Origin of the sequence: Neisseria subflava, assembly GCF_003044935.1 — a bacterium.
Lineage (GTDB): Bacteria > Pseudomonadota > Gammaproteobacteria > Burkholderiales > Neisseriaceae > Neisseria > Neisseria subflava_E.
In genome coordinates this window covers 800,839-821,370 of sequence record NZ_POXP01000001.1, presented here as the reverse complement: position 1 = coordinate 821,370, position 20,532 = coordinate 800,839, and the positions used below count along the sequence as shown (strand labels likewise).

At 49.8% G+C, this 20,532-nt stretch carries 23 protein-coding genes; 8 read left to right on the top strand and 15 right to left on the bottom strand.

Annotated features, from left to right (window positions below; translation table 11 throughout):
- Positions 1-159: 159 nt before the first annotated feature.
- Together DBY95_RS03950 and DBY95_RS03945 are read right to left on the bottom strand one after the other, a co-directional pair.
- Positions 160-1,167, bottom strand: a complete 1,008-nt coding sequence (locus tag DBY95_RS03950; RefSeq protein WP_107723456.1) for an IS5 family transposase — start codon at positions 1,165-1,167, stop codon at positions 160-162.
- 153 nt (positions 1,168-1,320) lie between these two features.
- Entirely contained in the window at positions 1,321-1,491 is a 171-nt protein-coding gene (locus tag DBY95_RS03945) for a YegP family protein (RefSeq protein ID WP_107723455.1), read from the bottom strand.
- A gap of 12 nt (positions 1,492-1,503) precedes the next feature.
- Here DBY95_RS03945 and DBY95_RS03940 point away from each other — a divergent pair, with 12 nt between their 5' ends.
- Positions 1,504-1,722, top strand: coding sequence for a hypothetical protein (locus DBY95_RS03940; RefSeq protein ID WP_107723454.1), 219 nt, complete (start codon positions 1,504-1,506; stop codon positions 1,720-1,722).
- Between the two features lie 166 nt (positions 1,723-1,888).
- Here the strand turns inward: DBY95_RS03940 and clpA are convergent, their stop codons facing one another.
- Together clpA and clpS are read right to left on the bottom strand one after the other, a co-directional pair.
- Entirely contained in the window at positions 1,889-4,168 is a 2,280-nt protein-coding gene (gene clpA / locus DBY95_RS03935; RefSeq protein WP_107723453.1) for an ATP-dependent Clp protease ATP-binding subunit ClpA, read from the bottom strand.
- 3 nt (positions 4,169-4,171) lie between these two features.
- A complete protein-coding gene (gene clpS, locus DBY95_RS03930; protein ID WP_004520799.1) occupies positions 4,172-4,483 on the bottom strand; it encodes an ATP-dependent Clp protease adapter ClpS in 312 nt (103 codons plus the stop codon).
- 257 nt (positions 4,484-4,740) lie between these two features.
- On the opposite strand from clpS, the gene DBY95_RS03925 reads away from it, so the two are divergent.
- From DBY95_RS03925 to DBY95_RS03910, 4 genes are all read left to right on the top strand, one after another.
- Complete coding sequence (locus DBY95_RS03925) at positions 4,741-4,944, top strand: cold-shock protein (protein WP_003682902.1); 204 nt, start codon at positions 4,741-4,743, stop codon at positions 4,942-4,944.
- Between the two features lie 75 nt (positions 4,945-5,019).
- Positions 5,020-5,235, top strand: coding sequence for a hypothetical protein (locus tag DBY95_RS03920; RefSeq protein ID WP_003679564.1), 216 nt, complete (start codon positions 5,020-5,022; stop codon positions 5,233-5,235).
- Positions 5,236-5,319: 84 nt separating this feature from the next.
- Positions 5,320-5,766 carry an SsrA-binding protein SmpB gene (gene smpB / locus DBY95_RS03915; protein WP_003679566.1) on the top strand — a complete coding sequence of 149 codons (447 nt, stop codon included), beginning with the start codon at positions 5,320-5,322 and terminating at the stop codon, positions 5,764-5,766.
- A gap of 71 nt (positions 5,767-5,837) precedes the next feature.
- Positions 5,838-6,278 (top strand): hypothetical protein, encoded by a 441-nt coding sequence (locus DBY95_RS03910; RefSeq protein ID WP_004520797.1) that lies wholly within the window; start codon positions 5,838-5,840, stop codon positions 6,276-6,278.
- Between the two features lie 72 nt (positions 6,279-6,350).
- Here DBY95_RS03910 and DBY95_RS03905 read toward each other — a convergent pair whose 3' ends face one another.
- From DBY95_RS03905 to DBY95_RS03880, 6 genes are all read right to left on the bottom strand, one after another.
- Entirely contained in the window at positions 6,351-6,836 is a 486-nt protein-coding gene (locus tag DBY95_RS03905) for a DUF4189 domain-containing protein (RefSeq protein ID WP_107723452.1), read from the bottom strand.
- A 170-nt stretch (positions 6,837-7,006) separates the two neighbouring features.
- Positions 7,007-7,957, bottom strand: coding sequence for a thioredoxin-disulfide reductase (gene trxB / locus DBY95_RS03900; protein WP_049348440.1), 951 nt, complete (start codon positions 7,955-7,957; stop codon positions 7,007-7,009).
- A 108-nt stretch (positions 7,958-8,065) separates the two neighbouring features.
- A complete protein-coding gene (locus DBY95_RS03895) occupies positions 8,066-9,361 on the bottom strand; it encodes an NAD(P)/FAD-dependent oxidoreductase (RefSeq protein WP_107723451.1) in 1,296 nt (431 codons plus the stop codon).
- Positions 9,362-9,510: 149 nt separating this feature from the next.
- Positions 9,511-10,398: an ABC transporter permease subunit gene (locus DBY95_RS03890; protein ID WP_003679574.1), complete on the bottom strand. Its 888-nt coding sequence runs from the start codon at positions 10,396-10,398 to the stop codon at positions 9,511-9,513.
- The gene (locus DBY95_RS03885) at positions 10,398-11,363 is read right to left on the bottom strand and encodes an ABC transporter permease subunit (RefSeq protein WP_049335897.1); all 966 of its coding nucleotides are present in this window, start codon (positions 11,361-11,363) and stop codon (positions 10,398-10,400) included. The genes DBY95_RS03890 and DBY95_RS03885 overlap by 1 nt, the downstream gene beginning before the upstream one ends.
- Before the next feature lie 15 nt (positions 11,364-11,378).
- Positions 11,379-12,503, bottom strand: a complete 1,125-nt coding sequence (locus DBY95_RS03880; RefSeq protein WP_063076462.1) for an ABC transporter ATP-binding protein — start codon at positions 12,501-12,503, stop codon at positions 11,379-11,381.
- Positions 12,504-12,980: 477 nt separating this feature from the next.
- Between DBY95_RS03880 and radC the strand changes: the two genes are divergently transcribed.
- Positions 12,981-13,655 (top strand): RadC family protein, encoded by a 675-nt coding sequence (gene radC, locus DBY95_RS03875; protein ID WP_003746150.1) that lies wholly within the window; start codon positions 12,981-12,983, stop codon positions 13,653-13,655.
- A 59-nt stretch (positions 13,656-13,714) separates the two neighbouring features.
- Here the strand turns inward: radC and DBY95_RS03870 are convergent, their stop codons facing one another.
- The 4 genes from DBY95_RS03870 to DBY95_RS03855 form a co-directional block, all read right to left on the bottom strand.
- Positions 13,715-13,999 (bottom strand): NF038104 family lipoprotein, encoded by a 285-nt coding sequence (locus DBY95_RS03870; protein WP_107723450.1) that lies wholly within the window; start codon positions 13,997-13,999, stop codon positions 13,715-13,717.
- On the bottom strand, positions 13,987-14,319 hold the full coding sequence (locus DBY95_RS03865; protein WP_107723668.1) for a general secretion pathway protein GspG: 333 nt from the start codon (positions 14,317-14,319) through the stop codon (positions 13,987-13,989). The genes DBY95_RS03870 and DBY95_RS03865 overlap by 13 nt, the downstream gene beginning before the upstream one ends.
- 147 nt (positions 14,320-14,466) lie before the next feature.
- Complete coding sequence (gene aqpZ, locus DBY95_RS03860) at positions 14,467-15,162, bottom strand: aquaporin Z (RefSeq protein ID WP_063067881.1); 696 nt, start codon at positions 15,160-15,162, stop codon at positions 14,467-14,469.
- A 338-nt stretch (positions 15,163-15,500) separates the two neighbouring features.
- Positions 15,501-18,551 (bottom strand): DNA translocase FtsK, encoded by a 3,051-nt coding sequence (locus DBY95_RS03855; protein WP_107723449.1) that lies wholly within the window; start codon positions 18,549-18,551, stop codon positions 15,501-15,503.
- A 164-nt stretch (positions 18,552-18,715) separates the two neighbouring features.
- On the opposite strand from DBY95_RS03855, the gene DBY95_RS03850 reads away from it, so the two are divergent.
- The gene (locus DBY95_RS03850; protein ID WP_199903861.1) at positions 18,716-19,393 is read left to right on the top strand and encodes an energy-coupling factor ABC transporter permease; all 678 of its coding nucleotides are present in this window, start codon (positions 18,716-18,718) and stop codon (positions 19,391-19,393) included.
- A gap of 81 nt (positions 19,394-19,474) precedes the next feature.
- Complete coding sequence (locus DBY95_RS03845; protein ID WP_070608638.1) at positions 19,475-19,834, top strand: CrcB family protein; 360 nt, start codon at positions 19,475-19,477, stop codon at positions 19,832-19,834.
- A 49-nt stretch (positions 19,835-19,883) separates the two neighbouring features.
- Here DBY95_RS03845 and DBY95_RS03840 read toward each other — a convergent pair whose 3' ends face one another.
- The gene (locus tag DBY95_RS03840; RefSeq protein WP_107723447.1) at positions 19,884-20,510 is read right to left on the bottom strand and encodes an NAD(P)H-hydrate epimerase; all 627 of its coding nucleotides are present in this window, start codon (positions 20,508-20,510) and stop codon (positions 19,884-19,886) included.
- Positions 20,511-20,532 lie beyond the last annotated feature (22 nt).

Here is a 20,532-nt window from a genome sequence, read left to right as displayed (position 1 = left end):
TTCAGACGGCCTGAGACCTTTGCAAAATTCCTTTCCTCCCGACAGCCGAGATCCAAACAAAGATTTTCGGCTGTTTTTGTTTCAAATATCCACTGATTCTACCCAAATTCCCCCTTAATCCCCCTTGGATACCTGATTAATCAGGTATCCGGCCACCTTTTAGGCAGCAACAGGCGCACTTAGCCTGTTAGCCGCTTTCAACAGGTTCAAACACATCGCCTTCAGGTAGCTTTGTGCACTCACTTTAATCAGTCCGAAATAGGCTGCCCGCGCATAGCGGAATTTACGGTGCAGCGTACCGAAACTTTGTTCGACCACATAATGGGTCTTCGACAAATATCGGTTGCGTTTGGTTTGCGCTTCCGACAGCGGATGTTTGCGGTGAGCTTTGCGCATAATGCCGTCCTGCAGTCGATGCTCTTCCAGATGTTGCCGGTTTTCCTCACTGTCATAGCCTTTGTCGGCATAGACGGTCGTACCTTTGGATAATCCTTCCAATAAAGGCGACAGGTGTTTGCACTCATGGGTATTGGCGGGGGTAATGTGCAGTTTCTCGATATAGCCTTCCTCATCGGTACGGGTATGTTGTTTGTAACCGAGTCTGTATAACCCGTTTTTTTTTATCCAACGGGCATCGCTGTCTTTACTCGGTGCGGTTTGGCCGCTGACTTGTCCTTCTTCATCGACTTCTATGGCCTGGCGCTGTTTGCTGCCGGCGGTCTGGATAATGGTGGCGTCAACGACGGCGGTGGATGCTTTCTCTACTTTTAAGCCTTTTTCGGTCAGTTGGCGGTTGATCAGTTCCAGCAGTTCGGACAGCGTGTCATCTTGCGCCAGCCAGTTGCGGTAGCGGCATAAGGTGCTGTAATCGGGGATGCTCAGTTCGTCAAAACGGCAAAACAGGTTGAAATCGATGCGGGTGATGAGGCTGTGTTCGAGTTCGGGATCGGAGAGGCTGTGCCATTGTCCGAGCAGGACGGCTTTGAACATGGACAACAGGAGATAGGCGGGACGGCCGCGGTGGTCTCGGAGGTAACGGGTTTTTTGACGATTCAGGTATTGTTCGATCGGCTGCCAATCAATCACCTGATCCAACTTCAATAGCGGGAAATGGTCGATGTGTTTGGCAATCATGGCTTGTGCGGTTTGCTGAAAGAAAGTACTCATGAGAAATCCCCTAAATGTCTTGGAAGGAATTTAGGGGATTTGGGGGAATTTTGCAAAGGTCTCAAATTATTAGATATTTTGCTATTTATGACCACTATTCGGCGACTGACAAAAAAGCCCGCGTAGGGCGCGGGCTTAGGGTAAAAGCGGATTTTATACCTCTTTTACAGGGGTAGCGGCGGTAGTGCTTTTCACCAAATCGACTGCGTGCTGGCAGTTTTGCTTGCTGGTGTAGCCTTGGCCCTGAGCGATGATTTCATGGTTGGCTGCTTTCAAATGCCAACGGTATTCGCCTTTTGCGTCTTTATAGATTTCAAAATACATAAGGTTTCTCCTATGAATGAGTACATGTTTTCTTACCGCTTTGACGGCAAGTCCTGGTCATTGAGCATTTGGGCGGACGGCCCTGAAGAAGCCCGGGCAAAATTTCGGGCTGCACGGGAAAATGCGCAGTATGACGGCGAAGTTGTAACAAAGATTTATACATTTGTAAATATTTCGTGGGTTAAGAAGTTGTACAGACGGATAAAATATTTAATGGGTATCAAAGAATGACCTACCGTGAATTAGTTGAACGTCAGTTGGCTGTGCGCCATGCCGATTTGGAATTGGGCTTAAGCCGCTCCCGCGAACAAGAATAGATGAGAATTGGATGTTAATTACAAAAAAGGTCGTCTGAAAACGGAAATTTCGTTTTCAGACGACCTTTTGCCTTTATCCGTCAAACCGCTGCTGCTTCAGGTTTGGCTTTGTTTTTCTTGAATTTCAACACGGCTTCTTCTTTTGCCGCATCCCAGTCTATCAGCACGAAGCCACCTTCGGCGAGTTTACCGAACAGGAGTTCGTCGGCGAGCGGTTTGCGGATTTTTTCCTGAATCAGGCGGTTCATCGGGCGTGCGCCCATTTGCGGGTCGAAACCTTTTTCCGCCAGATAGTTGCGCAATGCCGGCGTGAATTCGGCTTCGACTTTTTTGTCGAGGAGCTGGTGTTCGAGCTGAAGCAGGAATTTGTTCACAACTTTTACGATGAAGGGTTCGGACAAGGGTGCAAACGGGATAATCGCGTCCAAGCGGTTGCGGAACTCGGGCGTGAAGAGTTTGTTGATCGCCTGCATTTCGTCGCCGCGTTCGCGCTTGGCGGTAAAGCCGAGGCTGGGGCGGCTGAGGCTTTCCGCGCCTGCGTTGGTGGTCATAATCAGGATGACGTTGCGGAAATCGGCACTCTTGCCGTTGTTGTCGGTCAGTTTGCCTGCGTCCATGACTTGCAGGAGGACGTTGAAAATGTCGGGGTGGGCTTTTTCGATTTCGTCCAAGAGCAACACGCAATGCGGCTGTTTGTTGACGGCTTCGGTCAAAAGGCCGCCCTGTTCGAAACCGACGTAGCCTGGTGGCGCACCGATGAGGCGCGATACGGCATGGCGTTCCATGTATTCGGACATATCAAAGCGTTGCAGCGGTACGCCCATCGAGTAGGCAAGCTGTTTGGCGACTTCGGTTTTGCCGACGCCGGTTGGGCCGGAGAAGAGGAAACTGCCTATCGGTTTGTCGGGCAGGGCGAGGCCGGAGCGCGACATTTTGACGGCGGCAACCAGCGCGTCAATGGCGTTTTCCTGACCGTAAACCATGTTTTTCAAATCACGGCCGAGGAATTGCAACACTTGTTTGTCGTCGTGCGACACGGTTTTTTCGGGAATCCGCGCAACTTTGGCGATGACGGTTTCGATTTGCGCTTTGCCGATGACTTTTTTCTGTTTGGATTTGGGCAAAATCCGTTGCGCCGCGCCTGCTTCATCCATTACGTCGATGGCTTTGTCGGGCAGGAAACGTTCGTTGATGTAGCGGGCGGAAAGTTCGGCTGCGGCTTCAAGTGCGCCTTGCGTATAGCGGACTTGGTGGAAATCTTCAAACATCGGTTTCAAGCCGCGCAGGATTTGTACGGTTTCGGAAATGGTAGGCTCGACCACGTCAATTTTTTGGAAACGGCGGCTTAAGGCGTGGTCTTTGTCGAAAATGGTACGGTATTCGTCATAAGTGGTCGCACCGATGCAGCACAGCGAGCCTTTTGCCAGCGCAGGTTTGAGCAGGTTAGACGCATCCATTGTGCCACCGCTGGTGCTGCCCGCGCCGATGATGGTGTGGATTTCGTCGATGAATAAAATGGCGTGCGGGATTTTTTCGAGCTGTTTCAAGACGGATTTGACCCGTGCTTCAAAGTCGCCGCGGTATTTCGTGCCCGCCAAAAGCGAACCCATATCCAGTGCGTATACTTCGGCTTCTTTCAGCACGTCGGGAATATCGCCGTTGACGATTTGGTGTGCTAAGCCTTCCGCCAGCGCGGTTTTGCCCACACCAGCCTCGCCGACCAAAAGCGGATTGTTTTTGCGGCGGCGGCACAGGATTTGTACCAGCCTTTCCATTTCGTGTTTGCGACCAATCAAAGGGTCGATACGGCCGGCTTTGACTTCGGCGTTGAGGTTGACGGTGTAGTCGGAAAGAGAGCCGGTTTTCTGTTCCGCTTCTTCGCCCTCGCGTCCCAGGCCGTCTGAATCATTGCAGTCTTCGTCATCAGGCGAGCCATGGGCAATGCAACGCAAGACTTCAAAGCGTGTAATGGATTGCAATTTGAGGAAATAAACGGCATGGCTTTCAGATTCGCTCATCATGGCAACCAAAATATCCAAAGGCTCTACTGCGGCTTTGCCGGCAGACTGGGTATGCACCATTGCCCGTTGGATGACGCGTTGGAAGCCCAATGTCGGCTGGGTTTCGACCGTATCCAGAAGATGATCGGGAATTTGCGGTGTATTTTCTGCAACGCTGGCCGCAAGCTGCTCGGACAGGACTTTCAAATCCGCACCACACAGTTTCAAGACGTTCGGCACAGCCGCATCTTCTTCTATCAACACCAAAAGCAGGTGTTCCAAGCTGATAAACTCATAACGGGCGTTGCGTGCTTCACGGTAGAGCAGTTGCAGGATGTGTTCCAATTCGGGTGAAAGCATGATTTAAACCTCTTCGACTATACATTTGAGCGGATGCCCTTCAGCTTTGGCACGTTCCATGACCTGATGTTGCTTGGTCTGCGCAATATCGCGCGTGTAGGTGCCGCACAGGCCTTTGCCTTCGTGGTGCACCAGCAACATGACGGCCACTGCCTGTTCCTGTGTAAGCATAAAGACTTCGGTCAGGATTTCGACGACAAATTCCATGGTGGTGTAATCGTCGTTCAATAAAAATACGCCGTAACGTTTCGGCGGCTGTGTGTTGATATCGCTGAGCAGGGTATCGGATTGGTGGTCGGTATTCGGATGGTTCATAAGCTTAGGTTTCAGTTTTCAGACGGCCTGTTTTAGAGTGTAAACAGTTTTCTGTTGTATTTCGGCAATTTTTTTCTATTTTCCCACTTTTTTGAAAACATAGCTTGACGTTTTGTCTTAACAAATGTAAAAAGACGGTTAAGCAGAAGTTGGCACTCGACCGCGTATGTGATACGTGGGAGAAACGCTGAACGTTTTAGTTTGCTGTATGCCTTGTTTTGCTGATTTTGTTAATTTTTAAGTATAGGAAGTTTCTAATGGCAACCGGTATCGTAAAATGGTTTAACGACGCTAAAGGTTTTGGTTTCATCACTCCTGATGAAGGTGGCGAAGATTTGTTCGCTCACTTCTCAGCGATCAACATGGATGGTTTCAAAACCCTGAAAGAAGGTCAACGCGTATCTTTCGACGTAACCACCGGCCCTAAAGGCAAACAAGCTGCTAACATTCAAGCTGCTTAATCAAATGCGCGGCGTAAGCCGTAAAATCATGGCGGGGTTTCCCGCCATTTTTTATGGGCGTTCGAGTTAAAAATTATGAATCAAAATTCATCTTATCAAAATGCTTTAAACCAGTTAGACGAGCTTATCCGTCATTTTCGTAGCGAAGGCGAGGTCAGCTGCGCCGTTGCCGAGCGTGAAGACCAAATCTTAATCCGCCTTGCCGATTTGAAACTGGATTTGCGCCCTGAAGATGAAAAAGCGATTGCTGATATCGACCGTTTTTACCGCCGCCATGTTTTAAGCGAATAAACGTTTCAAAACCGTTTGCCGTTTTATTTTTTAAGCATGCCTGATAAAATAGGCCGTCTGAAAAGTTTGTAAAGAATCAGCACAATGAGTATTGCCAATAATAAAAAAGCCTTTCACGATTTCTTTATCGAAGACCAAATCGAAGCCGGTATAGTATTGGAGGGATGGGAAGTCAAAGCCATCCGCGCTGCACGCGTGCAATTAAAAGAAAGCTATATCTACTGGAAAAAAGACGCATTCTATTTGGTGGGCTGCCACATTACCGCATTGCCCACTGCCTCGACACACGTCAAACCCGACCCTGTCCGTCCGCGTAAGTTGTTGTTGAAACAATCGGAAATCAACAAGTTAATCGGTAAAACCGAACGTGCCGGTTATACGATTGTGCCCTTAAACCTGCATTACACACGTGGTAGAATCAAAGTGGAAATCGGTTTGGCCAAGGGTAAGAAACAGCATGACAAACGCCAAAGCCTGAAAGAAGCGGATTGGAAGCGTGAGAAACAACGTTTGATGAAAAACGTACGTTGATTTTTTCAGACGGCCTTTTTGTAAAGGCCGTCTGAATATTTATTGTTTGAAAATTTTAAAAAGGAAAACAGATGAAAACCATGATTTTAGCAGCGGCTTCAGCCGTATTGTTGCTGGGCGCGTGTTCTACTACGGAACAAAGAGTATTGAAACCTGAAGAGCTGACCAGCATCAAACATGTCTGCATCATTCAGAATGCAAAAGTGCGTCCGCATGATTTGGACAAGGCTTTGTCCAAAGCTTTGGCAAAACGCGGCATTGGCAGCACGATTGTAACCGCAGACAACCGTGGCAAACTGTATGATTCTTCTTGCCCGTATAATCTGCGTTACAAAACCAAAGGCAATGACGAAATCTTGCGTAAAGGCGTATTTGTGTTGCGAAGCACGAAGTATGCGGTTTCTACTGTCAGCTACTCTTTAAATGATGAAAACCACTTCCGAACCAACCCTGATTTGGTGAAACAGGCTGAAGGCGTTGTGGCCAAATTGTTGGAAAAAAACAGCAAATAAAAGCCAGAATAAAAAACCGGCTTGCCGTGATATGGAGAATATCGGGCAAGCCGGTTTTATTTTCAGACGGCCTTAAATGGATTTGATTTTTTCCCAAAGGGTTTTGACTGTACCTTGATAGTAGGTTTCGGAAGTGCAATAGACTGTTTCTAAAGCACATTGTCCTTGTGAGCCGTATTTTTTGATACATTGGTTCAAGGCAATTTGATGCACGGTTTTGAAACGTGGGGAGGTAATGGCTACCACGTTTTGAGCAGTCAATTTGCCCATGGCTTTAGGATAGGCAACAGCGATACAGGTGTTGTGCAGAGGGACAACCGTTTTGCAGCCTGTTGCTTGGCCTGCACCGATGCCGGCTAAGGCATCTTGGCCTTTGCAGAATGTTTCGAGTTCGGCTGTCGCATCCAGTTGGGTGGCATTTTCTTTGGTGGTTTTGATTTGCAGCGCTTCATCGCTGTTGGCTGGGTTTTGCCACATGGCCAGGTAGCCGTAAGTATCGGCAGCCAGGGCGGCAGGAGTCAGTGCGCAAAGGATAAGTGTCGTTAGTGTTTTTTTCATGTTTGTTCCCTGTTTGTTGGGTATTTGTTGTCATTATAAAGCAAAAGTACTTATTTGATATAAATTTGCCATTAAAATGAAATTCAGTGTGGCAAACAGATAATAGGCCGTCTGAAATTTCAGACGGCCTGTTGATGATGTTTCAAAGAATAGGGCGCAGTTTTAGAGATTCATGCGCCGTGGCGGTCGAGCCAACGTTCGGCATCAAGTGCGGCTTGGCAGCCGGAAGCTGCGCTGGTGATGGCTTGACGGTAGGTATGGTCTTTGACGTCGCCTGCCGCCCATACGCCTTCGATATTGGTGGCGCCGACATTGTCGCCGGTGCCGCCTTTGGTTTTCAAATAGCCGGTTTCGTCCATATCAAGTTGGCCTTTGAAGATGTCGGTGTTGGGTTTGTGGCCAATGGCGATGAAGACGCCTTTGACGGAGATTTCTTCAGTGCCGCCGTCATTGTGTTTCAGGCGTGCACCGGTAACGCCGCTTTCGTCGCCCAAGATTTCATCAACCGAGCTGTTGAGCTTGAGGATGATTTTACCTTCTTCAACCCGTTGCATCAGCTTGTCCACCATGATTTTTTCGGCGCGGAAGCTGTCGCGGCGGTGAATCAGGGTAACGGTGTTGGCGATATTGGCAAGGTAGAGGGCTTCTTCCACAGCGGTATTGCCACCGCCGACTACGGCAACATCTTGTTTTTTATAGAAGAAACCATCACAAGTTGCACAGGCGGAAACGCCTTTGCCGGCAAAGGTTTCTTCGCTTGGCAAACCTAAATATTTGGCGGATGCGCCGGTAGCAACAATGAGTGCATCGCAGGTGTATTCGCCCATATCGCCTTTGAGGGTAAACGGACGGTTTTGCAAATCAACGGTGTGGATTTGGTCGAAAATCATTTCAGTGCCGAAGCGTTCGGCATGAGCTTGGAAACGGGCCATCAGTTCCGGACCTTGTACGCCTTCTGCGTCGGCAGGCCAGTTGTCCACTTCGGTGGTGGTCATCAATTGTCCGCCTTGCTCAACGCCGGTAATGATTACAGGGTTAAGGTTGGCACGGGCGGCATAGACGGCGGCAGTATAGCCGGCAGGGCCGGAGCCGAGGATGATGAGTTTGTGATGGTTGCTCATGATGGTTTCCTTGCTGATAAATGATTGAATTTTGTCGTGTCTACGCTTTCAGACGGCCTAAATTCTACTTGAATCTGCCGCCGTCTGAAATATGTTTGTCGTTTGGGTTTAGTGGCTGTCTTTCCACTGGTAGTATTTGGAACCGAGGTAGGAGCCGAGTTTGCGCAGGAACGGCTGGGTGATGATGTTGCTGTGGCGCAGTTGTTCGAAAGGTTTCAGACGGCCGTCATCACCCATGATGGCTTCGGCAATTGCCAAACCGGCAATGCCGGTAATCGCCATGCCGTGTCCGGAGTAGCCTTGTGCAAAGAAAACGGTAGGGGCGAGGCGGCCGAAATGTGGAGCGAGGTTGCGCGTGATGTCGCATTCGCCGCCCCAAGAATGCTCGATTCTGACATCGGCAAGTTGCGGAAAAACTTTCAGCATGTCTTGGCGGACGAGTTCGGTCATGCAGTCAGGATCGTCGATAAACTCGTTGTCTTTGCCGCCGAAGAGCAGGCGGCCGTCGGCGCTGAGGCGGTAGTAGTCGAGGACGTGGCGGTTGTCGCAGATGGCCATATTGTTGCGGATCAGGTCTTTGGCACGCTCGCCCAGAGGCTCGGTGGCGATGATAAAGGTGCTGACGGCAATGGCTTTTTGTTCCAATACTTTGAATTTCGGGTGTAAACCGGCATAAGTATTGACGGCATAAACGAGGTTTTTGCATTCAACGCTGCCATTGGGTGTATGAACCAGCCAACCGTTATCGCATGGCTCGATACGCGTCATCGGGGACTGCTCAAAAAGTTGTGCGCCTGCATCGGCTGCCGCTTTGGCAATGCCTAGGGTGTAATTGAGCGGGTGCAAGTGGCCGGATAAAGGATCAAATTGCGCGCCTTGATACATATCGCTGGCTAGTTGTTGCTTCAGTGTGGCTTTATCCCAAAGCTGGTAATGGCTTGCGCCATAATGTTTTTGTGCGTGTTTGTGCCATTGTTGCAATTCTTCCCAATGCTGAGGACGGACGGCGACGGTCGCGTAGCCGCGTTGCCAATCGCATTGGATATTGTGTTTTTGAATGCGCGAGTCAACCAGTTCAACGGCTTGCAGGGATTGCTGCCAGAACCATTGGGCCTGTTCTAAGCCGACTTGTTTTTCGATCTCTTCCATGCCGCAGGCAAAATCGCTGATGACTTGTCCGCCGCTTCGGCCTGATGCGCCGAAACCGATACGTGCGGCTTCGAGTACGATGACTTCATGGCCGTTTTCGGCAAGCGGTAGGGCGGTGCATAAACCGGTCAAGCCGCCGCCGATAACGCAGGTTTCAGTTTTCAGACGGCCTTCAAGCGTCGGATAAGACGGATGGGGATTGGCTGTGCTGACATAGTAGGAGGGAAGGTATTCTTTGAAGCTGGGATTGATCATGATTTGGGCTTTAGGTTGGTTTTCACTTTATTGAAAACAGGTTTTCAGACGGCCAGGAATATGGGCTTAAGTTTAGGCCGTCTGAAAGGATAAAATGCGGTTAATAAAACAGGCTGTTCCGACACTTTATCGGACAGCCTGTCTGCATATTAGGCGGCTTTTTCGGCTGCCAATTTTTCTTGGCGGTAGGCTTCGGCAGCCTCGCGTTCCCGTTTGGTTGCCTGACGCATCATCCAGTAGTTGACGACAATCACCAGCGTACCGATGATACCGATCAGGATGGTTGCTAAAACGTTCATCTGAGGGTCAAGGCCGAGTTTGATTTTGGAGAAAATTACTTGCGGCAATGTCGATGAGCCCGGGCCTGATAGGAAGGAGGTAATGACCAAGTCGTCCAAAGACAGGGTAATGCCCAAGAGGAAGCCGGAAGCAATCGCAGGGGCAATCAGCGGCAGGGTAATCACGAAGAAAATCTTCAGCGGACGGGCGCCCAAGTCCATAGCGGCTTCTTCCAAGGATTGATCCAATTCCACCAAGCGCGAGCGGATGACGACGGTAATGTACGCCATGCAAAGCGTGGTGTGGCCGAGGAAGATGGTGAAGAAACCGCGATCGAAGTAGAGCGATTGCAGCAATTCACTGCCTTGCAGGAACATTTGTACCTGAATAATCAGCAACAGCATGGACAAACCGGTAATCACATCAGGCATCACCATAGGCGCGGAAATCATACCGGCAAACAGGGTGCTGCCGCGGAAGCGCTTAATACGCGCCATGGCGTAACCAGCCAATGTGCCGAGTGCTACGGCGGCAAGCGAGGAAACGATGGCGATACGCAATGACAGCCAGGCCGCCTCCAAGATGGTGTCGTTTTCCATCAATGCACCGTACCATTTGGTTGAGAAACCGCCCCAAACGGTAACCAGTTTGGATTCATTGAAAGAATAGATGACCAAAACCACCAGCGGAATATAGAGGAATGCCAGCGAGAGCAGGAGCATCAGTTTCAAGAACCAGGATAATTTGGTTTTCTGCATTATTTGCCTCCTTCTTCCAATTCGCGGTTTTCATAGTGCTGGAACAGGGCAATCGGTACAACCAGCAGGGCAACCATGACGACGGCGACGGCAGAAGCCAGCGGCCAGTTGTTTTGGTCGAAGAATGCCTGCCACAATACTTTACCGATCATCAGGTTTTCAGAGCCGCCCACCAATTCAGGAATCACAAATTCACCGACGGCCGGAACGAAGACCAGCATAGAGCCTGCGATGATGCCTGTTTTGGATAAAGGCAGGGTAATGGTAAAGAACGATTTGATCGGACCTGCACCCAAGTCGGAAGCGGCTTCGAGCAGGCGGTTGTCCAGTTTTACCAGTTGTGTGTACAGCGGCAAAATCATAAACGGCAGATAGGCGTAAACCATCACCAAATTCAGCGAGAAAGCATTGTAGAACAGGTCTAAAGGCTCGCTGATGATTCCATATTTGATTAAGAAATTGTTGATGATGCCGTTGTGACCCAATAAGCCCATCCATGCGTAAACACGCAGCAGGAAAGAGGTCCAGAAAGGCAGCATGATTGCCAACAGCAGGCCGTTGCGCGCAGCCGGATTGGCGCGTGAAATGGCATAAGCGGTCGGATAACCAATTAACAGGCAGATGATGGTCGTCGTCAGCGCGGTCTTAATCGAAGACCAGTAGGTCATCAAATAGATATTGCTGTTTTCACTGTCGCCAAACGGATTGAGCGTATTCCAAAAGTTTTGGAAAATGTCGGCGTAGTTCTGATAGCTGATGGCAATGTTCAGACGGCCTAAGTCTTCATCAATCGTCGTCAACGGCGTAAATGGCGGAATGGCGATTTCTTGTTCGGCAAAGCTGATTTTCAATACGATGGCGAACGGAATCAGAAACAGCACCAAGAGCCAAATATACGGCACGGCAATCACTGCACGCTGTCCAGGACGGCGAAACAGTTTCTTTTTCAGTTTTTTAAGGTCCATTGCATTTCCCTCAAATTAACTGTACAGAGGTGTCGGTTGGTTTTCAGGCCAGCTGATATAGACGGTTTCGTCCCAAGTCGGCGGCGTAATGTTGCGCACATACCAATAAGGTGCGGGAACTTGGCTCTTAACGACACGGCCGTTGGCGAGTTTGATGTGGTAAATTGCAAAGCTGCCCAGATAGGCAATTTCTTTAACCGTGCCTTGGGCCCAGTTGTGCGCGCCCAAGTGTTCTGGTTTTTCTTTATGCAAATCAATGTCTTCTGGGCGGATGCTGATCCAGATTTCATGGTCGTTCGGAACGCCAAGGCCGTGGTCGATGCGGACGTGGTTTTCCAAGCCGTCACATTTGACGATGGAGAAATCGGCGCGGTCGTCAATAACGACGCCGTCAAAAATATTGGTTTCGCCGATAAATTCAGCGGTAAAGCGGCTGTTAGGATAGTCGTACACGTCGCTAGGCGTGCCGACTTGGCGCAATTGGCCGTCGGACATAATGGCGATACGGGTCGCCATCGTCATCGCTTCTTCTTGGTCGTGGGTAACCATGATGCAGGTTACGCCGACTTGTTCCAGCGTGTTGACCAATTCCAGTTGGGTTTGTTGGCGCAGTTTTTTATCGAGTGCGCCCAAAGGTTCGTCAAGCAGCAGGATTTTCGGACGTTTTGCCAGGCTGCGCGCCAAAGCGATACGTTGTTGCTGGCCGCCGGAAAGTTGGTGCGGCTTGCGTTTGGCGTATTTGGTCATTTGCACCAGGCGCAACATTTCTTCGACGCGGGCGTCGATTTCGCCTTTAGGCATTTTGTCTTGTTTCAGGCCGAAAGCGATGTTTTGTTCAACGCTCATGTGCGGGAACAGGGCATAGCTTTGGAACATCATGTTGATTGGGCGCTCATACGGGGCAAGCTTGGTAATGTCTTGACCGTCGAGAATGATTTTGCCCTGATTGGGGCTTTCCATGCCTGCCAACATACGCAGCAGTGTGGATTTGCCACTGCCTGAGCTGCCCAAAAGGGCGAAGATTTCGTGTTGATAGATGTCCAAGTCGATGTTATCGACAGCGTAATTGTCACCAAACTTTTTCACCAAGCCTTGGATTTGCAAATAAGGTTTGGCTGAAGACGCAGTGGTTGCGGTCATAATGGCAATACTCCAAAAAGAAAGACGAGTACCGGCAAAACGGATTTTCGAATGGGTGATAAAAAGCTGTTTGATTGCTGGCGGGAGTCGGACGGAGGCCGTCTGAAACTCTTGTAAAGCGCACGGGCAGCGTGGATAGAAAGCAGTTTAAGCCTCAGCTTTTGCTCTCGGCAAACTCAATATTATATTAGCCTAAGCCTCATAGGGGCAATATGAAAATGCTTGTAGCGGCTGATTTGAAACAAATAGGAAAGGAAAGGCAGGCAGGGGAACAGGATAGCGAAAATGGGTAACGTTGTTTTTCTGCACAAAAGGGATTTAATTTATATTCAAATGTCTTAAAAAATAATTAAAGATAGAATAAAATACGCAAATTGCATTAATTTTAATAAAGTCGTGCGGATTGCGTTTTATGCGGGCAAGATGGTTTTGTTCTAAATAAAAACTAAATCCGCTATATGAATAAAAAGGGAAAACATGAGCATTAAAGAATGGCCCGAGGGGGAGCGGCCGCGTGAGAAGCTGTTGGAGCGCGGCGCGGCGGCATTGAGTGATGCGGAGTTGCTGGCGATTTTATTGCGTGTCGGAACGCGCGGCATGAGCGCGGTCGATTTGGCGCGTTATTTGTTGAGCGAGTTCGGCAGCTTGGGAAAGCTGATGAGTGCGGATGCCAAAACACTTTCTGCTTGCAAGGGCATGGGTTTGGCGAGCTATACTCAGTTTGCTGTGGTTAAAGAAATCGGACGGCGGATTTTGGGTGAGGATTTGCAGGAGCAGATGGTTTTGTCAAACCCGAAATCGGTTGCGGATTACCTGCGCCTGCATCTGGGGCATGAAAAAATCGAAGTCAGCGTTGCGTTGCTGCTCAACCGTCAAAATCAATTGATTGCGGTCCGGGAATTGTCGCGCGGTACGGTGGCGGAAAACACGGTTTATATTCGTGAAATTGTCAAATTGGCATTGGATGAATATGCCGACAGTTTGATTTTGGCGCACAATCATCCGGGCGGTTCGGCAAGGCCGTCTGAATCTGATGTGCAGTTTACAGAGCGTTTGAAACAGGCTTTAAGTTTGGTGGATATTACGCTCTTAGACCATTTTATCGTAACGGCAAAAGAAACCTGTTCTTTGCGCGAACAGGGCTATATGTAAGGATGAATGTTCAGACGGCCTCAGTAAGATGGGTTGCTTTACCGAGGCCGTCTGAAGGATTATTGCGTTACTTCATCGGATGATTCTTCTTTGTGGATGATTTCTTCCGATTTTGGCTTTTCTTTGCTCTTTTCTTTGCTCTTTTCTTTTTCTTTGTCCTTGTCTTTTTTGCTGTCAGGAATGGCGGCATCAATCACTGCCCCCGTTCCTTTGACAACCAATTTCCCGGCAGTCAGGACGGTTGTGGCAGCCAAATCGACAGCCGCGCCTACAACGCAGCCGTTAAGCGTCAGACAAAGGGCAAGTACCGGAAGCAGGCGTTTTGTGCATCTCAATGGCTGCATCCGCAGTGTCCTTCATGATGATGGTCGCATCCTAGTGCTTCTTGCCAAGCATCATCATCGCCGTCAAATTCCTCAACTTCGTCAAATTCACCATTTTCTACCATGCTTACCAGCTCTTCCAAGCTTTCTGCGCCTTCTACCCAAAAGCAGGGAATATCGGGTGGTGTGTCGGGGGCAAGCAAGGCGGCTTGTTGGTCGTGCCAAGCAATCCAATAGCCGTTTTGCGTTTGTACGAATACGGCATCGGGATGGATGGTTTCGTTTTCGGTATTGACCAGCATTCTGTCAGCGATATCGGTTTGAAAAGGTAAGGTTTGCATGATGGTTTGAGAATGTGAGAAAAGAAAGTATTGTAACATGGCAAAAACAAACGCACCGTCTGAGTCAGGCGGTGCGTTTGTGTCTCGGCAACTTGGGTGCGGTCGGTTTAGAGTATCAGCCACACCGGGAATGTCATTCCGTCAATATTATTTGTCGTCATTAGCCAAAACGAAGCGGTAAATAGCCGCGCCAACTGCTGCGCCGGCAATAGGAGCCAACCAGAACAACCACAATTGTTCAACAGCCCAGCCGCCTTGGAACAAGGCAACGCCGGTAGAACGTGCAGGGTTAACGGAAGTATTGGTTACAGGAATGCTGATCAAGTGAATCAGGGTCAGGCCCAGGCCGATGGCGATAGGGGCAAAGCCGGCCGGAGCCAGTTTGTCGGTAGAACCCATGATGATGATCAGGAAGAATGCGGTCAGGACGAACTCGATCAGCAAAGCAGCCATCATGTCGTAACCGTTAGGAGAGTGCTCGCCGAAACCGTTGCTGGCAAAGCCGGAGGCAACAGCATCAAAACCGGTTTTACCGGAAGCAATCAGATACAGAACACCCGCAGCGGCAATCGCACCGATAACTTGGGATACGATGTAAGGCAACAGGTCTTTACCGTTGAAACGGCCGCCGATGAAAAGGCCGACGGAAACGGCAGGGTTGAAGTGGCCGCCGGAAATGTGGCCGACGGCGTAAGCCATGGTCAGTACGGTCAAACCGAATGCTAAAGCGACACCGGCAAAGCCAATGCCAAGCTCAGGGTAGGCTGCTGCCAAAACTGCGCTGCCGCAACCGCCGAATACCAGCCAGAAAGTGCCGAAAAATTCTGCAAAATATTTTTTCATTTGTTTTTCCTCGTAAAGGTTGGGGTGTTGCCGAAGGCATGAATCATAATAATATTATTTCTAATCGAAAAACGGATTTACCTGTTTTTTCCGGTCTTGACAAAAGGCCGTCTGAAAATGGCGACAAATGAATAGGGATATATCTGGCAGGTCGAGTTTTGTTTATTGAGGCTGGGTTTATTTAATAGCGAGGCAAATGCCGTTAATGGAAAAGCCTTTGGTTTTGTAGATAATATTATTTACAGATTATTAATTTGATCGGAATCTCTGAACCCATTATCTAATTTAAAAAGGCCGTCTGAAAAGTTTTCAGGCGGCCTTTTATTGATGGAGATAAGTTAATCTAAATGCTCGCTGCTTTGCGCCAAGATGGTGCGGTTGCCGTTGTTTTCCGCCGGGGAAACAATACCATCGGCTTCCATTTGTTCAATCAGGCGGGCGGCGCGGTTGTAGCCGATGCGCAGTTGGCGTTGGATATTGGAAATGCTGGCCTTACGCGATTTCAAGACAACGGAAACGGCTTCGTCATACATGGGGTCGAGGTCGCTGTCGTTGCTGCGGCTGGTGCCGGTAAAGTCTTCGGTGGAACCGTTGCTCAAAATATCGTCGATATAGTCAGGCGCGCTGAATTGTTTCAGGTATTCCACTACGCGGTGAACTTCATTGTCGGAGGCGAATGCGCCGTGTACACGTTGCGGATAGTTGGTACCGGGTAGCTGGAACAGCATATCGCCTTGGCCGAGCAAGTTTTCCGCACCCATTTGGTCAAGAATCGTGCGGCTGTCGATTTTGCTGGACACTTGGAAGGCAATGCGTGTCGGAATATTGGCTTTAATCAGGCCGGTGATGACATCCACGCTTGGGCGTTGGGTGGCAAGAATCAAATGGATGCCGGCTGCGCGTGCTTTTTGGGCAAGACGGGCAATCAGCTCTTCGATTTTCTTGCCTGCAGTCATCATCAGATCGGCAAACTCATCTACCACGACCACGATAAACGGCAGTTTCTCCAATGGTTCAGGATTTTCAGGCGTGAGGCTGAACGGGCTGCCGATTTTTTCGCCACGTGCGGTGGCCTCGGCAATTTTTTGGTTGAAACCGGCAAGGTTGCGCACGCCCATAAAGCTCATCAGGCGGTAGCGTTTTTCCATTTCGTTGACGCACCAGTTCAGGGCGTTTGCTGCCAGCTTCATATCGGTCACGACAGGGGCGAGCAGGTGCGGAATGCCTTCGTAAATGCTCAGTTCCAGCATTTTCGGGTCAATCATAATCATGCGCACGTCTTCAGGCGTTGCTTTGAAGAGCATGGACAGAATCATGGCATTCACGCCTACGGACTTACCCGAACCGGTCGTACCGGCAACCAGCAGATGCGGCGCTTTAGCCAAGTCTGTCACAACAGGCTGGCCGGTAATGTCTTGGCCGAGAGCGAGGGTCAGTTTGGATTTGGATTCGGTAAACGCAGGCGAATTGAAGATTTCGCTCAAGCGGATCATTTGGCGTTTCGGATTAGGCAATTCCAAGCCCATGCAGGTTTTGCCGGGGATGGTTTCCACCACGCGGATGGAAGCCACGCCAAGCGAGCGCGCCAAGTCTTTTTCAAGGTTCAAAACGGCACTGCCGCGTACGCCGACATCAGGCTCGATTTCGTAGCGCGTAATGACCGGGCCGGAATAGGAGTCCATCACTTTGACTTTAACTTTGAACTCGGCCAGTTTTTCTTCGATGGTAATGCTGTTTTCCAGCAACTGTTCTTCAGTTTGCGAGGCGCTTGGGTCAAACTGCGGCGGCAGGAGCAGGGCAGTGGTCGGCAGGTGTGCCTCGGTCAGGGTTGCCGAAGTTGGAATAGCTATGCTTGGTGTATCTTCTTGAACGCTTGGTTCTACGCTTCGAACAGGTGTTTCAACGACTGTCTGTGTATATTCAGACGGCCTTGCGATTGTTTCAACAGATTCAATGGGTTCAATGGTTTCAACCGCTTGAATAGCTTCTGCTTCCGCTTGTACAGGCGCTTCCGGCTCACCATCGAATTCTGTTTCTTCGACGGCAGATTCACTGATTAAATAATCGCGGATACTGCGTTCGGGTTGGTTGCTGACGTGCGCATTGACTTGCGAATCAAAAATCGGCACTTGGATTTTATGTTCAAAAGCAGGCGGTTCGGGAATATCAATCGGCGCAATCGAGGTTTGGAAAACAGGCGGCTCGGGAATATCGGTTTTAGCCATAGGGACAACCGGTACGGCAGGCGGCTCGACTACGGTTGCGTTTGGTGCGGCAGGTCGGGAGATATAAGGAGATTTTTTAACAGGCGCAGCCGGTTTCTGACGAGACGGTGTTGCCGGTTGTGGTGCAACAGCTTCCGTAGCAGCTTGTTTACGTGCCCATCTTTCGGCGGCAGCTTCGGTATGGCGAACTTGGCGGCGCAGGCTGGCAGGGCGGCTGATTTGTCCCAAGTTAGCCAGAATTTCGTCATTTTCGATGGTGCGCGGAGAGTAGTCGCGCAATGGGGCGACGGCCGCGGCCAGTTTGTGGCGGGCGGCGGTGCGGCGGGCAAGGTTGTCGTGAATATCTTCCGCTTGGATTTCAGAAGGGAATGCCTGCATAGAAGTATAGGGGAGGATGGCTTCTTTTTCGGCAGTTCTTAAGGCCGTCTGAACGGTTTCGATATGCGGCGCATTGGCTTCTGCCACGCGGACATTATTGGCACGCGCCAAGGCACGCTCGCGTGTGCGGCGCAAGATAGGGTCGTTGTAGTCGATGATTTCCATACCTGTCATCGGCAGGGATGAAGCGCGCAACAATGGAGTTTCGACTTCGTCTTTGTAAATCGGCGCATTTTTTTCGGCCAAATGCTCGTTCCATTCTTCAACCGCTGCTTCGTGCAGGGAACGGGTGGCTTCTTCTAATGTGATTTCTTCAAAATTGCTGTTTTGCACCAAAGACGGGCTGTATTCGGGCGTTTCCATTTGTGCAAACGGCGTGATTTTCGGAATACGTTCCGGTTTGGCAGATTTGCGGGTTTTAGGCGCAATTTTGATTTCTTCTTCGGTCGTTGGGATGTGTTCCGGCTCTTCCTCTTCGGCAAAAGGCTCTGCTGTGTGCTCTTCGTTTGTTTCGGCGCGTTGCATTTTGTTGTGTTCGAGCGCGGAAAGCAGGCGGATGCGGGCGATTTTATGGTTGTCGGCAGTGCGCTTGTTCATGCTGAACAAACGTTTCAGGCTGTCCAGTTGGCCGGAAAAACCGACCAAGCTGTCTTCTTCGTTTATTTCTTCTTCATCGCCACTGAGTCGGGCCAATTCTTGGCGCCACTTTTGCTCTTGTTTCTGGCGCCACCAGAACAAGCCGGCTATGACAGCCAGCAGAATTAAAGCCAATATTGTCCAAAGCATGCGTCCATCCCCTTAATTAAACGGCAAAGTCCGTTATTTTAACGCTTTTTTCGGGTAAACAAAACCAGCCGAAACAAGCTTTAACGGCAAAGGCAGACAGGATTGTCAAAGCTATGGCTTGAGACGCGTATAATAGGCCGTCTGAACATTTTGCGGATGAGATGATGATTTTTCAAAACGGATGGTTTCCCGTTGGTGTCGTGATGGCGGCATGGCCTGTGTTGCTGGTGATTTTTGCTTTGTGTGCAAAGCAGGCATGGGTGTCGGTATCGCAGCATCGTTCCGCTTTTTTGGTGGCTGCCGTGATGTTGCCGCTGGCTTGGAGTTTGAATGCCTCTCCTGAAAGCGGACAACTGGCCGGAATGAGCTATCATCTGCTCGCCTTGAACCTGACGGCTTTAATGCTGGGCACTTCTGCCGCTTTCTGCCTTGGCGTTTTACTGTTTTTTCCGTATTTGTGGCTTTGGGGGGATTGGCATATGTTCCCCATCAATGCCTTGTCCGTATTGCTTCCGCCTTTGTTGGTGAACTTGGGTTTCCGCTATTGGGTGTCACGTTTACCTGCCAATATCTTTATCTTTATTTTTCTGAATGGTTTCTGGTCTGCGGCGGTTGGTATGGTGTTTACCGGCGTAATTTTGGTCGGTTTGTCAGACTGGGCGGATGTATTTGATACGACGGTATTGTGGAAAACTGCTTTTCCTGTTTTCTTCTTAATCGCTTGGGCAGAGGCATTTTTGAGCGGTATTTCAACAGCTATTTTTATCGCGCTTAAGCCGCAATGGATTTGTACTTTCGATGACGACAGGTATTTGAAATCCGCACCTAAGATTTGGCAATAAGATATGAAGGCATCCTTGCTTGGTTTTCAGACGGTCTAATGACCGGATGGCCTGTTTTTTGAATTGAATTTTTAACTTGTTATGTTTGCTTATATTTTTCCCATTGTTTGCGGTGCCATTGTCGGAGCTGTATTGCGTTGGCTGTTTGGCTTGGTGCTAGTGTCTTCTGCGCCTTTTTCTATCGGTACATTGGCGGCAAACTGGCTGGGCGCGCTGCTGATTGGTGTATTGGCAGAACTCTTAACCGATCCGCAATGGCGTTTGCTTTGGATTACCGGCTTTCTCGGCAGCTTGACCACATTTTCAGGTTTTTCAGTGGAGATGGTGGGTTTGATGCAGGCACAACGTTGGGGCATGGCCTTGATGGCAACCTGTCTGCATGTTTTCGGTTCGTTTGGTTTGACGGCGCTGGGGATTAAATTGGCGCAGATTTGGAAGTAAGCAAAAATAACGGGGTGCAAAATTGCACCCCGTTATTTTTTATAGGCATTTAATCAATGCCAATAGGCAAACAGACGGTTTCTTGACAATAGATTTTGCCGGACTCGCTTAAGTGTGCCGGTTTGTAGGCGGCAAAGGTGTAGGTCAGGTCTGCGCGGAATGTGTCAGGATCGGCTTCGGCGGTGTCGCAGTTGAGGCCGGTGGGAATATCGAGGGCGACTTTCAGGCCGTCTGAATGATTGAGTTGGCGGCAGAGGGTGGCGATTTCGGTTGGAAGCGCGCCGCTGAAACCTGTGCCGAATATGCCTTCGATAATGATGTCGTAACCGTTTTTCAGACGGCCTTCCAGTTCTTGTACGGATATCAATTCAATATGGGGCAAACCGTTGAGGCGTTCGCGATTGGTTTGAGCCAAGGGGGAGAGGTTTTCTCCGAGTGAAAACAGAATATCGATGTGCCAACCTTGTGCCTGCATATATCTTGCCATGACTAAGCCGTCGCCGCCGTTGTTACCTTTGCCGCAAACGATCAGGGCGCGTCCGGCTTGGGGGTGACGCTGCATGAGGTCTTGGGCGGCAGAGCTACCGGCGTTTTCCATCAGTTGGTCGAAGCTCGTGCCTTTATCGACGGCTGCTTGTTCGCGTTCGCGCATTTGGGCGGCGGTATAGACTTTCATGATTGGCTCTCTTTGCAGGAAG

What these genes read in the sequence shown, in the direction of transcription:
- DBY95_RS03865 (WP_107723668.1), bottom strand. Translation starts at nt 14,319, where the DNA reads ATGCAAACCTTACCTTTTCAAACCGATATCGCTGACAGAATGCTGGTC.
- DBY95_RS03855 (WP_107723449.1), bottom strand. Translation starts at nt 18,551, where the DNA reads ATGCTTTGGACAATATTGGCTTTAATTCTGCTGGCTGTCATAGCCGGC.
- DBY95_RS03890 (WP_003679574.1), bottom strand. Translation starts at nt 10,398, where the DNA reads ATGCAGAAAACCAAATTATCCTGGTTCTTGAAACTGATGCTCCTGCTC.
- radC (WP_003746150.1), top strand. Translation starts at nt 12,981, where the DNA reads ATGAGCATTAAAGAATGGCCCGAGGGGGAGCGGCCGCGTGAGAAGCTG.
- DBY95_RS03850 (WP_199903861.1), top strand. Translation starts at nt 18,716, where the DNA reads ATGATTTTTCAAAACGGATGGTTTCCCGTTGGTGTCGTGATGGCGGCA.
- DBY95_RS03945 (WP_107723455.1), bottom strand. Translation starts at nt 1,491, where the DNA reads ATGTATTTTGAAATCTATAAAGACGCAAAAGGCGAATACCGTTGGCAT.
- clpA (WP_107723453.1), bottom strand. Translation starts at nt 4,168, where the DNA reads ATGCTTTCACCCGAATTGGAACACATCCTGCAACTGCTCTACCGTGAA.
- DBY95_RS03870 (WP_107723450.1), bottom strand. Translation starts at nt 13,999, where the DNA reads ATGCAGCCATTGAGATGCACAAAACGCCTGCTTCCGGTACTTGCCCTT.
- trxB (WP_049348440.1), bottom strand. Translation starts at nt 7,957, where the DNA reads ATGAGCAACCATCACAAACTCATCATCCTCGGCTCCGGCCCTGCCGGC.
- smpB (WP_003679566.1), top strand. Translation starts at nt 5,320, where the DNA reads ATGAGTATTGCCAATAATAAAAAAGCCTTTCACGATTTCTTTATCGAA.
- DBY95_RS03910 (WP_004520797.1), top strand. Translation starts at nt 5,838, where the DNA reads ATGAAAACCATGATTTTAGCAGCGGCTTCAGCCGTATTGTTGCTGGGC.
- DBY95_RS03840 (WP_107723447.1), bottom strand. Translation starts at nt 20,510, where the DNA reads ATGAAAGTCTATACCGCCGCCCAAATGCGCGAACGCGAACAAGCAGCC.
- DBY95_RS03880 (WP_063076462.1), bottom strand. Translation starts at nt 12,503, where the DNA reads ATGACCGCAACCACTGCGTCTTCAGCCAAACCTTATTTGCAAATCCAA.
- DBY95_RS03905 (WP_107723452.1), bottom strand. Translation starts at nt 6,836, where the DNA reads ATGAAAAAAACACTAACGACACTTATCCTTTGCGCACTGACTCCTGCC.
- DBY95_RS03925 (WP_003682902.1), top strand. Translation starts at nt 4,741, where the DNA reads ATGGCAACCGGTATCGTAAAATGGTTTAACGACGCTAAAGGTTTTGGT.
- DBY95_RS03940 (WP_107723454.1), top strand. Translation starts at nt 1,504, where the DNA reads ATGAATGAGTACATGTTTTCTTACCGCTTTGACGGCAAGTCCTGGTCA.
- DBY95_RS03950 (WP_107723456.1), bottom strand. Translation starts at nt 1,167, where the DNA reads ATGAGTACTTTCTTTCAGCAAACCGCACAAGCCATGATTGCCAAACAC.
- aqpZ (WP_063067881.1), bottom strand. Translation starts at nt 15,162, where the DNA reads ATGAAAAAATATTTTGCAGAATTTTTCGGCACTTTCTGGCTGGTATTC.
- DBY95_RS03845 (WP_070608638.1), top strand. Translation starts at nt 19,475, where the DNA reads ATGTTTGCTTATATTTTTCCCATTGTTTGCGGTGCCATTGTCGGAGCT.
- clpS (WP_004520799.1), bottom strand. Translation starts at nt 4,483, where the DNA reads ATGAACCATCCGAATACCGACCACCAATCCGATACCCTGCTCAGCGAT.
- DBY95_RS03895 (WP_107723451.1), bottom strand. Translation starts at nt 9,361, where the DNA reads ATGATCAATCCCAGCTTCAAAGAATACCTTCCCTCCTACTATGTCAGC.
- DBY95_RS03920 (WP_003679564.1), top strand. Translation starts at nt 5,020, where the DNA reads ATGAATCAAAATTCATCTTATCAAAATGCTTTAAACCAGTTAGACGAG.
- DBY95_RS03885 (WP_049335897.1), bottom strand. Translation starts at nt 11,363, where the DNA reads ATGGACCTTAAAAAACTGAAAAAGAAACTGTTTCGCCGTCCTGGACAG.